This is a genomic window from Streptomyces sp. NPDC037290 (assembly GCF_055603245.1).
In genome coordinates this window covers 413,840-429,577 of sequence record NZ_JBVJVZ010000006.1, presented here as the reverse complement: position 1 = coordinate 429,577, position 15,738 = coordinate 413,840, and the positions used below count along the sequence as shown (strand labels likewise).

17 protein-coding genes and 1 pseudogene are annotated in these 15,738 nt (G+C 70.4%); 16 read left to right on the top strand and 2 right to left on the bottom strand.

Going from position 1 to position 15,738, the window contains the following annotated elements; all coding sequences use genetic code 11:
- Positions 1-338 precede the first annotated feature (338 nt).
- Positions 339-2,066, bottom strand: a complete 1,728-nt coding sequence (locus tag ACZ7HQ_RS23840; protein ID WP_470993311.1) for a chitinase — start codon at positions 2,064-2,066, stop codon at positions 339-341.
- 323 nt (positions 2,067-2,389) lie between these two features.
- Here ACZ7HQ_RS23840 and ACZ7HQ_RS23835 point away from each other — a divergent pair, with 323 nt between their 5' ends.
- From ACZ7HQ_RS23835 to ACZ7HQ_RS23765, 15 genes are all read left to right on the top strand, one after another.
- Positions 2,390-3,274, top strand: coding sequence for a hypothetical protein (locus ACZ7HQ_RS23835; protein WP_470993309.1), 885 nt, complete (start codon positions 2,390-2,392; stop codon positions 3,272-3,274).
- Positions 3,275-3,333: 59 nt separating this feature from the next.
- The gene (gene cpaB / locus ACZ7HQ_RS23830; protein ID WP_470993306.1) at positions 3,334-4,041 is read left to right on the top strand and encodes a Flp pilus assembly protein CpaB; all 708 of its coding nucleotides are present in this window, start codon (positions 3,334-3,336) and stop codon (positions 4,039-4,041) included.
- Between the two features lie 12 nt (positions 4,042-4,053).
- On the top strand, positions 4,054-5,286 hold the full coding sequence (locus tag ACZ7HQ_RS23825; protein ID WP_470993302.1) for an AAA family ATPase: 1,233 nt from the start codon (positions 4,054-4,056) through the stop codon (positions 5,284-5,286).
- 7 nt (positions 5,287-5,293) lie between these two features.
- A complete protein-coding gene (locus ACZ7HQ_RS23820) occupies positions 5,294-5,674 on the top strand; it encodes a TadE family protein (RefSeq protein ID WP_470993299.1) in 381 nt (126 codons plus the stop codon).
- A 1-nt stretch (position 5,675) separates the two neighbouring features.
- A complete protein-coding gene (locus ACZ7HQ_RS23815) occupies positions 5,676-6,017 on the top strand; it encodes a TadE/TadG family type IV pilus assembly protein (RefSeq protein ID WP_470993297.1) in 342 nt (113 codons plus the stop codon).
- Positions 6,018-6,033: 16 nt separating this feature from the next.
- Positions 6,034-7,371 (top strand): CpaF family protein, encoded by a 1,338-nt coding sequence (locus ACZ7HQ_RS23810; protein ID WP_470993294.1) that lies wholly within the window; start codon positions 6,034-6,036, stop codon positions 7,369-7,371.
- Between the two features lie 5 nt (positions 7,372-7,376).
- On the top strand, positions 7,377-8,321 hold the full coding sequence (locus ACZ7HQ_RS23805) for a type II secretion system F family protein (protein WP_470993291.1): 945 nt from the start codon (positions 7,377-7,379) through the stop codon (positions 8,319-8,321).
- Positions 8,322-8,334: 13 nt separating this feature from the next.
- On the top strand, positions 8,335-9,222 hold the full coding sequence (locus tag ACZ7HQ_RS23800) for a DUF5936 domain-containing protein (RefSeq protein ID WP_470993288.1): 888 nt from the start codon (positions 8,335-8,337) through the stop codon (positions 9,220-9,222).
- Between the two features lie 13 nt (positions 9,223-9,235).
- Complete coding sequence (locus ACZ7HQ_RS23795; RefSeq protein ID WP_470993285.1) at positions 9,236-10,621, top strand: sensor histidine kinase; 1,386 nt, start codon at positions 9,236-9,238, stop codon at positions 10,619-10,621.
- Between the two features lie 11 nt (positions 10,622-10,632).
- Positions 10,633-11,385 (top strand): response regulator, encoded by a 753-nt coding sequence (locus ACZ7HQ_RS23790; protein WP_470993282.1) that lies wholly within the window; start codon positions 10,633-10,635, stop codon positions 11,383-11,385.
- 125 nt (positions 11,386-11,510) lie between these two features.
- Complete coding sequence (locus ACZ7HQ_RS23785) at positions 11,511-11,708, top strand: Flp family type IVb pilin (RefSeq protein ID WP_470993593.1); 198 nt, start codon at positions 11,511-11,513, stop codon at positions 11,706-11,708.
- Complete coding sequence (locus tag ACZ7HQ_RS23780; RefSeq protein ID WP_470993591.1) at positions 11,705-12,295, top strand: pilus assembly protein TadG-related protein; 591 nt, start codon at positions 11,705-11,707, stop codon at positions 12,293-12,295. Before ACZ7HQ_RS23785 ends, ACZ7HQ_RS23780 begins: the two co-directional genes overlap by 4 nt.
- Before the next feature lie 16 nt (positions 12,296-12,311).
- On the top strand, positions 12,312-12,893 hold the full coding sequence (locus tag ACZ7HQ_RS23775; RefSeq protein ID WP_470993279.1) for a hypothetical protein: 582 nt from the start codon (positions 12,312-12,314) through the stop codon (positions 12,891-12,893).
- 7 nt (positions 12,894-12,900) lie between these two features.
- Positions 12,901-13,512: an OmpA family protein gene (locus ACZ7HQ_RS23770; protein WP_470993277.1), complete on the top strand. Its 612-nt coding sequence runs from the start codon at positions 12,901-12,903 to the stop codon at positions 13,510-13,512.
- Positions 13,513-13,697: 185 nt separating this feature from the next.
- A complete protein-coding gene (locus ACZ7HQ_RS23765) occupies positions 13,698-14,465 on the top strand; it encodes an alpha/beta hydrolase family protein (RefSeq protein ID WP_470993274.1) in 768 nt (255 codons plus the stop codon).
- Positions 14,466-14,532: 67 nt separating this feature from the next.
- Here ACZ7HQ_RS23765 and ACZ7HQ_RS23760 read toward each other — a convergent pair whose 3' ends face one another.
- On the bottom strand, positions 14,533-14,907 hold the full coding sequence (locus ACZ7HQ_RS23760; protein WP_470993271.1) for a DUF192 domain-containing protein: 375 nt from the start codon (positions 14,905-14,907) through the stop codon (positions 14,533-14,535).
- A gap of 125 nt (positions 14,908-15,032) precedes the next feature.
- Here ACZ7HQ_RS23760 and ACZ7HQ_RS23755 point away from each other — a divergent pair.
- A pseudogene (locus tag ACZ7HQ_RS23755) lies at positions 15,033-15,715 on the top strand (LLM class flavin-dependent oxidoreductase).
- Positions 15,716-15,738 lie beyond the last annotated feature (23 nt).

Genomic DNA, 15,738 nt, shown 5'->3' with positions numbered 1-15,738 from the left:
ATCCACCGGCACCAACACCGCACAACGACGGAACACACCCAACAACACAGCGAACTGACGGCGCCCACGTTCAGCGGCATCCGACGCGATCGTGTCCCCGTGGTCGGCGCCAGCCCGGTCCACGTAGTCATAGAGCCGTGACCTGGGTGTTTGTATCACCGAGTCGGCTTCGCCCCCGTATTCGGCCATGCGCCGGATCATCACACCGGCCGTTTGCCGCCTGCAACGCACTCCGCCCCCTTTCGCTCGAATGTGGCCGGATGCCGTCCCCGGGTACACGCGACGACGCCCGGACCGAAAGGGTCCGGGCGTCGTCGTCTCACCGTGCCGGTCTCACGTCACGGCAGTGCGTGCACATGCGCCCCCACCGCACTCGACCAGGCGTTCCCCGTCGACGCGTCCCAGTTCGTGGACCAGGTCATCGCGCCGCGCAGGTCGGGGTAGGTCCTGGACGGCTTGAAGGTGCCGCAGTTGGTGCCGGCCGTCAGGCAGTCCAGGGCGTTGTCGACCACCGTGGGGGACACGTAGCCGCTGCCTGCCGCGCTCGTCGAGGCGGGAAGGCCCAGGCCCACCTGGGACGGGGACAGGCCGCCCTGCAGTTGGATGCAGGCCAGGGCCGTCAGGAAGTCGACGGAACCCTGGCTGTAGACCTTGCCGTCGCAGCCCAGCATGGAACCGCTGTTGTAGTACTGCATGTTGACCACCGTGAGGATGTCCTTGATGTTCAGGGCGGTCTGGAAGTACGTGTTCGAGGTCGACTGCATGTCGATCGTCTGGGGGGCCATCGTGATGACGAGGGAGGCGCCCGCCTTTGCCGACAGGGTGCGCAGGGCCTGCGTCATGTACGTGGCGTTCAGGCCGTTCTCCAGGTCGATGTCGACGCCGTCGAAGCCGTACGTCTGCATCAGCGCGTAGACCGAGTCGGCGAAGTTCGTCGCCGATGCCGAGTCGCTCACCGACACCGTGCCGTTCTGGCCGCCGATCGAGATGACGACCTTCTTGCCGGCCGCCTGCTTGGCCTTGATGTCCGCCTTGAACCGGTCGACCGTGTAGCCGCCCAGACCGGACGAGTCCAGGTTGAAGGTCACCGCTCCCGGCGTCGACGTCGCGTCCGCGAAGGCCACCGCGATGATGTCGTACGACGACGGGACGTCCGACAGCTTCTGGACCGTCGCGCCGTTGTTGAAGTTCTGCCAGTAGCCGGTCACCGCGTGCTTGGGCAGGGATCCGCCGCCGCCACCACCGCTGCTGCCGCCGGAGGCCGTCGTGGCCGTCACCGACGCCGACTTCGCCGACTCGCCGGCCGCGTTCGTCGCCGTCACCTGGAAGGAGTAGGAGGTCGAGGCCGTAAGGCCGGTCACCGTCGCCGACGTGCCCGTCACCGCCGTGACCTTCGTGCCGTCGCGGTAGACGTTGTAGCCCGTGGCGCCCGAGGCCCCGGTCCAGGACAGCGACACCGACGACGAGGTGGTGCCGGAGACCGACAGGCCGGACGGTGCCGCCGGGACCGTGGGGGCCGGGTAGCCGCCTCCGCCGCCGTCGGGGCCGTAGACCGAGACGTCGTCGGCGTAGTAGGCCGCCTGGCCGTACCAGCCGTGCGTGTAGACCGTGACCGAGGTCGTCGACGCGCCCGTGGTGAACGTGGTGGACAGCTGCTTCCAGGCGGAGGTGTCCGGCGTCCACGTGGACACGTCCGTGCTGCCGGTGCCGGTCACGCCCAGGTAGGAGTAGCCGCCCTGCACCCACGCGCTCAGCGTGTACGTCGAGTTGGGCTTGACCGCGACCGACTGGGTGCACTGGGCGTCGTCCTGGCCGGCCGGGGTCGCCTTCAGCGCGGCCGATCCGCCGTGCACGGGGGTGGAGACCGTCGTGCCGCTGCCCGCCGTGCACGTCCAGTCGGACAGGCCCGACTCGAAGCCGGCGTTCTTGACGTTGTTGACGTCCGCCGCCGAGGCCGGGCCGGCGGCCGCGGTGAGGCCCGCGACCGAGAGGGCCAGGGCGGTGGCCGCGGACCACAGGGTGATTCGGCGGCGACGGGGTCTGGGTATGCCTGGTGCATGGTCCACGGGGGGCCTCCGGTGGGGTATGCGGCGGGAGAGGCGAAGCAGGGGAGCGCGTTCGCGGGGAGGGAGGAGGGGAGAGGGATGGTGATGGCCATCGCTGGCCTACAAGTTGGTCCAGACCAATCCGGGTGTCAAGAGGTCCAGACCAAGTCCGTACACCGTGGGCCGCTCAAACTGTCCGGTTTTGGCGGGACTTGCACCGAGAGAGTTCCACACCGGCTTCACAAACGCTGTTCTCCGGCCATACGGCCGTGGATACAGTGCTCAGGTAGTCACGCAGTGAAGTCGTCCCGGCGCACGGGAGTTACTCCGGTGGGCCGGCGGGTGTGAAGAGCGGGGAGCTGCGCGTGCCCACTGCCATTGCCGTCACCAGTGCCGACATGGCACTGCCGGCGCAGGACGAACGGACCATGCCGGCCGTCGTACTGAGCGGCCTCGACCAGCGGCCCCTGGAACAGGCGCTCACCGAACTCCACACCCTGACCGAGCAGTACGGCCATGTGGTCGTCGTCTGCTCGGCCGCCACCCCGGAACCCGTCGTACGCCGCCTGCACACCCTGCGCTCGCTGCTGGAGAGCGACCGCATCGCCGTCTTCCGGCCCGGCCTGCCGCCCCTCGGCATCGCCGTGCTCGCCCGGCAGCTGCGGCAGCTCGCCTCCTGCGACCTGAGCCCGGGAGTACTCGCCTCCGCCGGGCGGCTGCTCACCCACTACATCCACGCGGGGGCCGTCCTCGGCTCGGTCGCCAAGCTGGACCGGGTGCCGGTCGGGCTGAAGGCGCACGCCAAGTCCTGGATGCCCGGCAGCCAGTTCGCCGTACTCGCCCATCCGGAGCCGCAGCTCGTGCGCGTGGGACCCGGCGCCACCCTCAAGGGGCCCGAGTTCAACACCTGGATGCTCGTCGCCAAGGGGCAGCAGACCCAGGGGGACTGGGTCGCCGGGCTCGCCGGGCAGTGGAGCGTGCACGGTCTGCGCGAGGTCCCGCTGCCCGCCGAGTCCCCGGTGTGGTGGGGCACGGGCCGGATGACCGAGTTCTGCAGCTACCTCGCCGACCTGTCCGTTCTGTACCAACTGGTCACGTCGGTGCGGCAGACCGGCTGCCACTGGTGCGGCATGGACGTCATCGGCGACCGCTGCGTCTTCTGCTCCGCCACCCCGCCCGCCCGTGAACCCGCCGCGCCCCGCGCCCTGGAACAGCGCACGCCCGCCTGACCGCACGCACCCGACTCACATCCCGCTCGACCGATTCCCCCAATGAGGTTGCACGGTTCATGAACTCCCGTCAGCGCCGCGGCGTGATACTCCTGATCCTCTCGGTCCTGTGCGCTCTCGGCGCGTTCGCCGGCGTGCTCTCCGTCGTCCACGACGTGAATTCCAAGGTCGGACCCGAGGTCACGGCCTACCGGGTCCGGTCCGACGTGCAGCCGTACACCGCTCTGGACGCGAGCCAGTTCGAGAAGACCACGATGCCGAAGCGCTGGCTGTCCGACAACGCCGTCACCGACCTCCGGCAGATCCAGGGCAAGATCGCCGTCACCACCCTGCGCAAGGGCTCACTGCTGCAGACCGACATGATCGTCGACCAGCCCGCCCTCCAGCCCGGACAGCAGGAGGTCGCCATCATGATCGACGCGGCGACCGGTGTGGCGGGGAAGATCACCCCTGGCTCGCGGGTCAACGTCTATGCCACCTTCGAGGGAAAGAAGGACGGCGACCCCGATCAGTCGAAGATCATCGTGACCAACGCCCGGGTCCTCGACGTCGGCCGGATCACCGCACTCGACCCCGACAGCAGCAAGAACCAGCAGCAGCCCACCGAGGCCGTCCCCATCACGTTCGCGCTGTCCACCCTCGACGCCCAGCGCATCACCTACGCCGAGTCCTTCGCCCAGCGCGTCCGGCTGGCGCTGGTCGCCCCCGGCGGCGAGACCGGCGTCCCGGACAAGGACCGCACCTACGAACTCGCGACGGACAAGTGAGAGGCCGCCCGCATGCCCACCAGGATCCTCCCGGCCGGCGCGGACCCGGACGCCGTCCGCTCCCTGGTCACCCTGCTCAGCCAGCTCCCCGACGCCGAACCACAGCCACCGGCCGGTGACTCCACCCAGCTGGTCGACACCCTCGCCCGCCTCGCCGCCGAGTCGGTGGACGAACTGCCCGAGGTCGTGGTCGTCCACGAACGCATCGGGCCCGTCCCGGCGCTCGAACTCATCCGCGAGGTCGCACTGCGCTTCCCCGCCGTCGGCGTCATCCTCGTCACCACCGACGCGAGCCCCGGCCTGTTCTCCGCCGCCATGGACTCCGGCGCCCGCGGCCTGGTCGCGCTGCCGCTGTCCTACGAGGAACTCGCCAGCCGCGTCCAGGTCGTCGCCCAGTGGTCGACGGGGGTACGGCGCCATCTCGGCCACGGCGCCGACGTCCTCGGCGGAGCCGGCGGTACGGTCGTCACGGTCAGCGGCGCCAAGGGCGGCGTGGGCGCCACCCTGACGGCCATCCAACTGGCCCTCGCCGCACAGGCCTCCGGACGTCCGACGGCCCTGGTCGACCTCGATCTGCAGACCGGTGACATCGCCTCCTACCTGGACATCCAGTTCCGCCGGTCCGTGGTCGACCTCGCCGCCATCACCGACATCTCACCCCGCGTCCTCGCCGACGCCGTCTTCCGCCACGACACCGGGCTCGCCCTGCTCCTCGCCCCCGCCGAGGGCGAACGCGGCGAGGAGGTCACCGACCGCGCCTCCCGCCAGATCGTCAGCGCGCTGCGCTCCCGCTACGAGGTGGTCGTCGTCGACTGCGGCGCCCAGCTGAGCGGTGCGGGGGCCGTGGCGGTGGAGATGGCCGACACCGCGCTGCTGGTCACCACGCCGGACGTCATCGCCGTCCGCGCGGCCAAGCGGACCGTACGGATGTGGGACCGGCTGCAGATCCGCAAGGCCGAGGAGACCACGGCCGTCATCAACCGGCATACGCGCAGTACGGAGATCCAGCCCGCGCTGGTGCAGCGCATCACCGGGACCGCGCTGGCACGTACGGCCGTCCCCGCCAACTTCAAGGAACTGCAGGGCGTGGTGGACGCGGGACGGTTGCACGAACTGGACAGCAGGAGTTCCGTGAAGCAGGCGTTGTGGGCGCTCGCGGGAGAGCTGGGGCTGGTGAGGGCGGCCGAGGGCACGCACCGCGGAAGCGCGCGGGGCCCGGTCGGATTCCGGCGGCGGAAGGAGTGACCGCTCCATGAGGAGGCCGGGTGGGGACCGGGGACAGGTGAGCATCGAGTTCCTGGGCATGACCCCGCTGATCATTCTGACCCTGGTGCTCGTGTGGCAGGCCGTGCTGGTGGGATACACCTTCATGCTTGCCGGGAATGCTGCCGACGAGGGGGTGCGGGCAGGAACGGCGGCGCACCCGGGGGAGCGGTACGCGGTGTGCGAGCAGGCGGCCCTTAAGCATCTGTCGGGGGCCTGGCAAGGGGGTGCGAAGGTGGACCGGTGCGGTGGGACCGGCTACGTCACGGCGGACGTGTCGCTGAAGGTCCCGGTTCTCTTCCCCGGCCTGATCGACTTCCCCGCCACCGTGCACGGACACGCCGGCGCCGTCGAGGAGGCGAAGCGCTGAGATGTCGTACCTCCGTAGAAGCGACCGGGGCCAGGTGGCCATCGAGTACCTCGGGTTCATTCCGGTCCTGCTGATCGTGGCCATGGCGGGCATCCAGATCGGGGCCATCGCCTACGCCGCCGAGCAGGCGAGTACGGCGGCGCGGGCCGGGGCGCGGGCGGCCTCGTTGCGGCAGGACGTGGGGCAGGCGTGTTCCGGAGCCGTCAGCGGCCCGCTCACCGTGACGTGCGACCCGAAAGACGGTGACGGCTCTGTGACCGTCACGGCCACCGTGAAGATCCCCAAGATCATCTGGGACTTCGGCGAGGCCACCAAGACCGCCACCATGCCGCTCGACCACTAGGCGAGGAGATGCCGACATGAGCCTGCGGGCACGCATCAGCACTCCGGAGGAGCAGGGCACCCGGGGCGAGGACGGGCATCTGGTCGCCTCCTACCGGGCCAAGCTGCTGGAGGAGATCGACCTCGCGGAGATGAGCTCGCTGGCCACCGCCGAACGCCGGGCACGGCTGGAGCGGGTGCTCGGGCACATCATCAGCCGCGAGGGCCCCGTGCTGTCGACGGTGGAGCGCGCGCAGCTGATCCGCCGGGTGGTGGACGAGGCGCTCGGCCTCGGCATCCTGGAGCCGTTGCTGGAGGACGCGTCGATCACCGAGATCATGGTGAACGGACCGGACGCGATCTTCGTGGAACGCGGCGGCCGCGTCGAGCAGTTGCCCCTGCGGTTCGCCTCCTCGGACCAGCTGATGCAGACCATCGAGCGGATCGTCTCCACGGTCAACCGCAGGGTCGACGAGTCGAACCCGATGGTGGACGCCCGACTGCCCTCCGGCGAGCGCGTCAACGTCATCATTCCGCCGCTGTCGCTGACCGGCCCGATCCTGACCATCCGGCGCTTCCCGCGCTCCTTCACCCTCCAGGAGCTGATCTCCTTCGGCTCGCTGGACGAGCAGATGGTGTACCTGCTGGCAGGCCTGGTGCAGGCGAAGTTCAACATCATCGTCTCGGGGGCGACGGGCACCGGAAAGACCACCCTGCTGAACGCCCTGTCCGGGCTGATCCCGTCCCACGAGCGCATCATCACCATCGAGGACTCCGCCGAACTCCAGCTCCAGCAGACGCACGTGGTCCGTCTGGAGTCCCGGCCGCCGAACGTCGAGGGCAAGGGCCAGGTCACCATCCGCGACCTGGTCCGCAACTCGCTGCGCATGCGGCCCGACCGGATCGTGGTCGGCGAGGTCCGCGGGGGCGAGTCCCTGGACATGTTGCAGGCGATGTCCACCGGCCACGACGGATCGCTGGCGACCGTGCATGCGAACAGCGCCGAGGACGCGCTGACGAGGCTGCAGACCCTGGCGTCGATGTCCGACGTGGAGGTCCCCTTCGTAGCGCTGCACGACCAGATCAACAGCGCGGTCGACGTCCTCGTCCAGCTCACCCGGTTCGCCGACGGCGCCCGCCGGATCACCGAGATCGCGCTGCTCGACAGCCACGGCGGGGAGCCGTACCGGCTCGCGACCGCGGCCCGGTTCGACGCCCGGCCCATGACCCCCGACGGCCGCGTGTACGGCACCTTCCAGTACTTCCCGCTGCCCCGCCGTACCGCCGACCGTCTCTACATGGCGAGCCAGCCCGTCCCGCCGGCCTTCGGAGTCGCCCACTCCGCGGACCAGCTCGCCACCCGAGAAGCCAGGTAGGCCCCATGGAACTGCACACCCTCGTTCAGCTCACCACCGGTGTGACGCTGCTGACCTGCGTCCTGGCGGTGGCCGGCGTGCACGCCTACGCCTCCGGCCGGGCCCAGCGCGCGGCCCTCGTGGACCGCCTCACGCACACCGGTCCCGTCGCGGCGGCCGGGCGCAGGCGCCGGTTCCGCGACCTGGACCGGCGGCTGCGCCGTACCCGCCTCGGCCGCTGGCTGGAACTGCGTCTCGCGGCCACCGGCCTCGACGTCACCCCGGGTGAGTTCTTCGTCTGCATGCTCGCGGCGGTCGCCGCGCTCTGGCTGATCGGCCAGGCCACCCTGGCGCCCTTCTTCGGCCCGCTCGCCGGCCTCCTCGGCGTCTGGGCGGCGGTCCAGTTCCTCAACTGGCAGCGCCAGAAACGCATCGAGCGCTTCATCAACCAGCTTCCCGAACTGGCCCGCATCCTGGCCAACGCCACCCAGGCCGGCCTGGCCCTGCGCACCGCGATCGGCATGGCGGCGGCGGAACTGGAGGCCCCGGCGGGCCAGGAACTGGGCAAGGTCGCCGACCAGTTGGCCATCGGCCAGTCCCTGGACGACGCGCTCGGCGAGCTGGCCGACCGTCTCCCGTCCCGTGAACTGGTCGTCCTGGTCACGACCCTGGTGCTGTCGAACCGGGCGGGCGGCCAGGTCGTGTCCGCCCTGCGGAACCTGACCGAGACACTGGAGGAACGCAAGGAGACCCGGCGTGAGATCCGCACCCAGCTCTCCCAGGTGACCATGACGTCGTACGCCGTCCCCGTCCTCGGCGTCGGAGCGCTCTTCCTCATGAACGGCGTCAAGGACGGCGCGCTGGCCCGTATGACCGGCTCACCGGTCGGCCAGATCTGCGTGATCGTCGCGTTCGCCATGTACGCCGTCGGATTCGTCCTCATCCGGCGCCTGAGCCGGATCGACGTGTGAGGGGCTCCCTGTCGTGGCATTCCTTCTCGCGCTGCTGATGGGCCTCGGCGTCTGGGGCGCCTTCACCGGCATACGCATGTACCGCGCGGACGCCAAGCTCCCCGGCGACCTCGCCCTCGCCCTGGAGGTCGGCGCCACCCGCACCGGCGCGGTCGGCTCGGTCATCGACCGCATGGGCATGCGCTACGCCCCGGCCGTACTGCGCCTGATGGGCCCGCGCCTGGTCGCCAAGTACCGGCGCAAGATCGACCTCGCGGGCAACCCCGGAGGCCTGACCATCGACCGCTACGCGGCGCGCCGAGCGGTCTACGGCGCGCTGGGCGCGGTCGGCTTCCTGGTCTTCCTCCTGCGCGGCCAGTGGCTCGTGGCCGTACTGCTGCTGCTCTTCGGCGCGTTCTGGACGGAGGTCGGCATCTGGTCGGCGATCCGGGTGCGCAAGGACGTCATCGAGCGCACGCTGCCGGACTTCCTGGACGTGCTGGCCGTGGTGGTCAGCGCCGGGCTCGGCTTCCGCCAGGCCCTGGACCGCGTGGCCTCCCGCTACGAGGGCCCCTGGGCCGACGAACTGCGCATCACACTCCGCCAGATGGACCTCGGCATGAGCCGCCGCCAGGCCTTCGCGGAGCTGCGGCGGAGGAACGACTCGGAGCAGGTGGCGATGTTCGTGACGGCCCTGCAGCAGGGGGAGGAGCTGGGCGCGCCGATCGTCGACACGCTCGTCTCCCTGGCGAAGGACATGCGCCGCACCGACGCCCAGAACGCCCGCCGCAAGGCCGCCCGCGCGGTGCCCAAGGCCACGCTGATGATCACCACGTTCATGGTCCCGGCCACGATGCTGCTCCTGGGCGCGGGCCTGATCCTCGGCTCCGGAGTGGATTTCGGCTCCCTCACGGGGAAGTGAGGCGGAGGTGACGGTGGCGGGGCTGACGGGACGCGGCCGGAGCACGTTCTCCAGGGGCCGGCCGAGCCGGTTGAAGGGGGTCGCGCAGTGGTGCGTACGGCGTTGGAGGGCGACGGCCGCCAGGCAGCCCGCCACCACCGAACCCTCGGAGAAGATCCAGGTCAGCGCACTTCAGGCCATGTGCCGGCAGGTCTTCGGCTTCCGCCTGGCCATGATCGCCCTGGCCGCCCCCGCCGCCCTGCTCCACGCGGCCCCCGGGCTGGGCGTCCGCCTGGTGGGCGCGGCCGTGGTCGTCACCTTCATGGTGTCCTACGTCCTCTTCCGCGACTGGGAACGGTTCGGCCCGCTCCTGCTGCGCCACCCCAGCCTGCTGGCCGCCGACACCCTCTTCGGCTCGTTCCTCCTGATCTCGGCCGGCCCCGACACGACCCTGGCCTACGTCAGCGTCTGCACCCCGCTCCTGGCCGGGCTGGTCTACAGCTGGCGCGGCGCCGCGTTCTTCGCCTCCCTCCAGTCCCTGATCCTGCTGCTGGTCCACGCCACCCTGAAGGCCGACCGCCACGCCCCGGTGGCCGAGGCGCTTCTCCTGCCCGGCCTGTGCGTCATCGCCGGCGCCATGGGCTCGACCCTGCGCAACCTGATGCTCCGCGTCGGCGCGGCGACCCACGCCCTGACGACGGTCCAGGCGCGCCTCGCGGCGGCGGAGGCGGTGAGCGCGGAACGCGCACGGCTGGCCCGCGAGATGCACGACTCGGTGGCCAAGACCCTCTACGGCGTGGCGCTGGCCGCGGACGGCCTGGCGGCAACGGCCTCGACGCAGGCGCCCGATCCGGCCCGCATCAAGGCCCAGGCGGACCTGGTGTCCCGCTCGGCACGCAGGGCGGCGGCGGAGTCGAGAGAACTGCTGGCGGACCTGCGCGGCCGGCAGCCGGACCCGCCGGGCGGGACCGAGACGGCGATATGGCCCGAACTGGAGGCGGTGGCACGGGACTTCACGACACGCACCGGTCTCCCGGTCACCTGCGCCCGGCCGAACGGCAGCCCCCCGGTACCCGCACCCCAGGCGCGCCACCTCCTGTCCATCACCACGGAAGCGCTGGAGAACGCCCACCGCCACGCCTTTGCGACCCGGGTGGACGTCCGGGCGGCGGTGCACGGTGACCTGCTGCGCCTCACGATCCACGACGACGGCCGAGGCCTCCCGCCCGATACCACACTCGAACAGCTCCGGGACCGCGGCCACTTCGGCCTGCTCGGCATGGTGGAGCGAGCCGCGCAGGTGGGCGCCCGGATCCGCATCGGCCGCGGCGGCCACGAACGGGGCACGGAGGTCCGCGTGGAACTGCCCCTGTCCGCCCTGAACGGTCCCGTAGAGCCCGTAGAGCCCGAAGAGGCCTGAGAGGAGGCATCATGCAGCACGCTCACCCCTGGCCGAATGTGCCCGCGCCGTCCCCGCCCCCGCTGCGGCTGTTGGTGGCCGACGACAACCCCGTGGTCCGGGCGGGCCTGACGGCGCTGCTCTCGGGCCGTGGGGACACCACGGTGGTGGCGGAGGCGACGAACGGCCGCGAGGCGTACGAGGCCGCGCTGCGGCACCGCCCCGACGTCATCCTCCTCGACGTCCGCATGCCCGAGGTCGACGGAATCTCGGCATTGCCCCACCTGGTGCGGCTGGCGCCGGTCATGATGCTCACCTACAGCCACGAGACGGAGACCGTGCGGGAGGCGTTGCGGCTGGGGGCCGGGGGATATCTGGTGCACGGCGAGTTCACGACGGAGCAGTTGGTACGGGCGGTGCGGGATGTCCGGGAGGGCCGTCCGCATGTGACACCGGGGGCGGCGAAGGCGTTGCTGACGCACTTGCGGGTGAGTGCAGCTGCACATGTTCAATCTCAAGTCCCGGATTTTTTAGGGGAAACAGACCCTCAAACTCTTTCGCAACTGCAACCTCCCATGGGACAGTCGTTCCGTTCACGTTTCCGGCTGAGCACGAGGGAGGCGGAGATCATGGACCTCATCGCGTCCGGCATGACGAACCAGCAGATCGCCGCCGCCTGCTTCATCTCCGAGAAGACGGTCAAGAACCACATCAACCGCATCTTCGCCAAGCTCCAGACGACCACCCGGTCGCAGGCGGCCGCGAAGTGGTTGGGGGTGGCCTGAGATGGGGGCGCAGGGGAGTGCCAAGCGCGCCGAATGGGCCCGGCCTTGGGCCCTGGGACCCTGTGGGGCCGGGAGCGTCGGCTCGTACGTTGCCGGGATCGGAGGCGAACCCGGAGGGGACCACCATGAGCAACTGGTTCAACACCACCGTCGCGTACCTGCAGACACGTGTCGCCCGCAGCGACAGGGGGCAGACCGCGGTGGAGTACCTGGGCATCATCGCGGTGGTGGTGGCGATCGTGTTGGCGATCACGGGCACGAGCATCGGGCAGACGATCTTCGATGCGATTACGAGCAAGATCAGCGAGGTCACCGGCGGCTGATTCCTGCACGCCGTGACGCAGGGCAGGCCTTCCCCATCTACATCACGGTGGTGGCGGGCCTGCTCTTTCTTGCTCTCGCCTACCTTGCCGTCGGCCAGGCGTCGGTGAACCGGAGCGGGGCCCAGACGGCGGCCGACGCCGCGGCTTTGGCGGCGGCTCAGAAGACCCGCGATCAACTTGCGGGAATGTGGGTGGATGACATCCGCGACCCGAGCAAGTGGCAAGCCGTCTTCAACGGAGATGGGGGCGGCAACTTCTGTTGGCGAGCCGTGCAACTCGCGACGCAGAACGATGCGACGGCGCAGTGCTCGCCCAACGGGCCGCTGAGCTATGTGGTCGACGTACAGAACAAGAAGCCCGTCGGCGACTCCGTTGTGCCCGGCACCGAGCACATGAAGTCGAGGGCGTCCGCCACCGCTGTGATCGAGAAACTCTGTACGTTCGACCCCCCGGACAGCAATGCCGGCAAAGGGGCCCTGCCCCCACTCACCTGCGGGGGCAAGAAATGGGACCTGAACCCGGACGACCCCACCGACCTGCCGAAGCCACAGGACCTCTTCGACGTCCATCTGGCGAACGACCAATGACGAAGGAAGCGGAGCGATGAGCATGCGGTTCACTGCGAAGGCCCGCAGGGGGATGGTCGCATTGACCGTTGCGGCTGGTCTGGCCGTCGGTGTGGCCGGTTGCGGGGGAAATGGCGGCGACGACAAGAAGCCGGAGAGTTCGGCGTCCGCCTCGAGGACCAGTGGCTCGAACCCGAGTACCCAGGAGGGACAGCAGGATCAGCCGCTGGCCGAGTTGAAGGGTTCGGACGGCCTGCTGCTCCAGATCACCTCCGCTCAACGCGACGCCGGGGGCTTCGTCACGGTGAACGGCACATTGAAGAACGACGGGGCGCAGACCACCGTGGTCCCCTCCGCACTGAGCGGCAACGAAACAGAGATCATCAAGAACGGCAAGTCCCTCGGCGGCGCCACGTTGGTCGATTCGCAGGGCAAGAAGCGGTACTACGTACTGCGGGACACCGAGGGCCGGCCGCTGACGACCACCGGGTTCTCGACGCTCAAGGCCGGCGAAACCCTCGCGGTGTTCATGCAGTTCCCGGCGCCCCCCTCGAACACGGGCGAGGTGGAATTCCAGCTGCCGACGTTCTCCTCCGCCACCATCAAGATCTCCGGGTGAGGCCCAAGTGACCCCCACCCGTCTCGCCCTCACCCTCACCACCGTCACCCTCCTCCTCGCCACCCCGGCCCGAGCCGACGACACGGACCCCAGTCAGCCCCCCGTCACCGAACCCTCCGCAACCGCCCCCGTGAAGATCGACCCCACCGATCCCGACCTCAAGCTCCCCGAGGGCGCCACCCTCGCCGCGCCCAAGGTGCTGGACATCAAGTCGGTCGTGGAGGACCAGAGCGGGGACGAGCGGCGGGAGGACACCAACGCGGACGTCACCTTCGCCCTGCAGGCCGAGGTCCTCTTCGGCAAGGACAGCGCGAAGCTCGGTGACGAAGCGAAGTCCCGGATCGCCACCATCGCCGAGGAGATCAGGAAACAGAACGCGACCCAGGTCCGCGTCTTCGGCTTCACCGACGACCTCGGCTCCTCCGCCCACGGCGACATCCTGTCCAAGCAGCGCGCCAACGCCGTACAGGCCGTACTCGACCAGGATCTGAACGACCCGAACGTCACCTTCGAGGTCCGCGGCTACGGCGAGCAGTACCCGATCGCCGACAACTCGACCGAGGAGGGCCGGAGGAAGAACCGCCGCGTCGAGGTGTCGTTCCCGCGCACGCAGGAGTGAAAAGGGTTGTGGGGATGATCATCGGTTGGGTAGTTTTCAGTCGACCGTGACACCGCCCGAGGAGGTGAGACCCATGAACGCTGTATCGACGTGGGTGCTCCCCCTTCCCGTCACGGCCGGCGACTGACGTAGGTGTCGCCGCCGGGAGCGCCTCGACCACAAGGCACTCCCGAAAGGCACCACCTGTGCACTCTCTTCAGTTGACCACCGAGTCGTCGTCGAACGGCGTGCTCGAGCGCGACTTCACCCTGGGCGACGTCCCCGGCGTCCTCTGGTCTCCGGCCTCCGGCGCAGCCGACGGCGCGCCCCTGATCCTGATGGCCCACGGCGGCGGCAACCACAAGAAGCACCCGGCGATGTCAGGTCGCGCCCGTCTCCTCGTGACCGGCTGCGGTTTCCACGTCGCCGTCATCGACGCGCCCGGTCACGGCGACCGGCCGCGCACGGCGCATGACGAGGCGGAGGTCGCCGAACTGTTCCGGGCGCGGGCGGCGGGCGAGCCGGAAGGCCCGATCGTCGTGCGCTACAACGACCACCTGGCGCGGCAGGCCGTGCCCGACTACCAGGCGACCCTGGACGCCCTCCAGGAACTCCCGGAGATCGGCACCGACGGGCCGGTCGGCTTCTGGGGCATCAACATGGGCACCGCGATCGGCATACCGTTCGTGGCGGTCGAACCCAGGATCACCGCGGCGGTCTTCGGCCAGCACTGGCCCGACGTCCTGGCCGAGAAGGCGAAGCAGATCACCATCCCGATCGAGTACGACATGCAGTGGGACGACGAGCACATCTCGCGCGAGGAGGGTCTCGCGCTGTTCGACGCCTTCGCATCGAAGGAGAAGTCGTTGCACGTGAACTCGGGCAGGCACAAGGAGCTGCCCAGGTTCGAGGCCGAGAGCGCCGTGCGGTTCTTCGCCCGTCACTTCGGCCGGGCGGTCACCTCGCCGGCCTGACACGAGCGGTCGCGGCGTCCGGCTTCCCGGCCGGTCGCCGCCGGCCGGCCCTTGGTCTCCGCGGGACCTACGACGTCTCCACCCCCACCCGCACCCCGGCCCGCAACCCCCATCCCGCCATCGCCCCCGCCTCCGCCTCCAGCACGTGCCGGGCGCGCAGCCGGGGCAGGCCCAGGCGGCCGGGGAGCATCGTGCGGACGGCGCGGACGGTGAGGCGGCGGTCCAGGTAGGCGACGTCGATCGGGATGCGCATGCCGAAGGTGTGCACCCCGCTCGCCGGGGACAGCAGCAGCGCTCCGGCGACCGAGTCCCGGCCCAGGAGCCCCTTCGTCCGCGCCCGGTAGGAGGTCGCGATCTCCAGCGGGAGGACCACCGGGTCCTGCCCTTCCTCGCGCCCCGGCACGATCAGCTTCCCGGCCCCGTCCCGCCAGCGTTTTCCCATGTCCCCTCCGAGTGTCCCGGCCGACGGCCGGTCCCGTGACCCTCGGCGACGACCCTCGGCGACGACAACTCTCCACCGCGGAAAAGCGGTTGTCACGCCATCTCCTGCGGATGAGGAAGGGGACCATGACCGGACTCGGTGTCGTCCTCCGCCCCCAGTTCCCGCCCGAGCGTCTGCGGGCCGTCGCCCGTGTCGCGGACGACGTGGGGGCTCGAGGAACTGCGGCTGTGGGAGGACTGTTTCCTGGAGGGCGGGATCCCGACGGCCGCCGCGGCGCTCGCCTGGACCGAGCGGGTGCGCATCGGTGCCGGACTGCTGCCCGTGCCCCTCAGGAACGTGGCGCTCACCGCGATGGAGACGGCGTCGCCCTCGACTGGCCGCCGCAGCGAGCCGTGCCGGTCCTCTCCGGCGGCACCGGACCCGCACGCTCCGCCTCTCGGGCGCCAGGGCCGACGGCACGCTCCTCACCGCCGCCACCTCCCCGGACGGCGTGCGGCGGGCCCGGCAGCTCATCGAGGAGGGGCAGAAGCAGGCGGGACGCGGTGAGCATCACCCGGTCGTCGTCTATCTGCTCGCCGCCACGGGAGCCGGTGCCGACGCCCGGCTGCGGGCCGAACTCGCCGCCGAGGGGCTGGAGCCGGCGTCGGGTGCCGGGGTCGCAAGGGATGCGGCGGCCGGGGCCGCGGCCGTACGGCGGTTCGCCGAGGCCGGTGCCGACACCGTCGTGCTGCAGCCGACCGGGGACGAACCCGACCTGGAGGGGTTCGTGCGGTTCACCGCCGACGAAGTCCGGCCGCTGGTGCCGTAGCCGCAGGGCGTCCTGCGATCATG

Coding starts and splice junctions, on each gene's coding strand:
- ACZ7HQ_RS23825 (WP_470993302.1), top strand. CDS start 4,054: ATGCCCACCAGGATCCTCCCGGCCGGCGCGGACCCGGACGCCGTCCGC.
- ACZ7HQ_RS23775 (WP_470993279.1), top strand. CDS start 12,312: ATGAGCATGCGGTTCACTGCGAAGGCCCGCAGGGGGATGGTCGCATTG.
- ACZ7HQ_RS23815 (WP_470993297.1), top strand. CDS start 5,676: ATGTCGTACCTCCGTAGAAGCGACCGGGGCCAGGTGGCCATCGAGTAC.
- ACZ7HQ_RS23805 (WP_470993291.1), top strand. CDS start 7,377: ATGGAACTGCACACCCTCGTTCAGCTCACCACCGGTGTGACGCTGCTG.
- cpaB (WP_470993306.1), top strand. CDS start 3,334: ATGAACTCCCGTCAGCGCCGCGGCGTGATACTCCTGATCCTCTCGGTC.
- ACZ7HQ_RS23790 (WP_470993282.1), top strand. CDS start 10,633: ATGCAGCACGCTCACCCCTGGCCGAATGTGCCCGCGCCGTCCCCGCCC.
- ACZ7HQ_RS23820 (WP_470993299.1), top strand. CDS start 5,294: ATGAGGAGGCCGGGTGGGGACCGGGGACAGGTGAGCATCGAGTTCCTG.
- ACZ7HQ_RS23785 (WP_470993593.1), top strand. CDS start 11,511: ATGAGCAACTGGTTCAACACCACCGTCGCGTACCTGCAGACACGTGTC.
- ACZ7HQ_RS23760 (WP_470993271.1), bottom strand. CDS start 14,907: ATGGGAAAACGCTGGCGGGACGGGGCCGGGAAGCTGATCGTGCCGGGG.
- ACZ7HQ_RS23810 (WP_470993294.1), top strand. CDS start 6,034: ATGAGCCTGCGGGCACGCATCAGCACTCCGGAGGAGCAGGGCACCCGG.